This window comes from Mycobacterium simiae (genome assembly GCF_008370645.1).
Taxonomy (GTDB): Bacteria; Actinomycetota; Actinomycetes; order Mycobacteriales; family Mycobacteriaceae; genus Mycobacterium; species Mycobacterium simiae_A.
The window spans coordinates 1-212 of sequence record NZ_VTZN01000694.1 but is presented as its reverse complement, the minus strand read 5'-3'; the positions used below and the strand labels follow the sequence as shown (position 1 = coordinate 212).

General features: G+C 69.8%; 1 protein-coding gene. It reads right to left on the bottom strand.

The features are described 5' to 3' along the window. On the bottom strand, positions 1 to 212 hold a 212-nt coding region (locus F0Q45_RS27395; protein ID WP_149656750.1), incomplete at both ends, for a DUF222 domain-containing protein.

Sequence of the window (212 nt, the reverse complement as noted above, 5' to 3'; positions counted from 1 at the left end):
GCAGTCGGTGCGCCCGCAGCGACACCCCAACCGATCGGTCCCAGCCGCCAAGGCTCCCAGCGCATCGGCGCGGCGCTGCTCGCGGGTGCGTGGATCATGCGCACAGACAGTGTCCGCCAGCGCGGTCAACCGCTTGTCTAGCGCGTGGGCATCCGGGGTCAGCAGGGAGCCGTCGATCACGCTGATGCCGTCTCGATCACCGCCGATCCAGA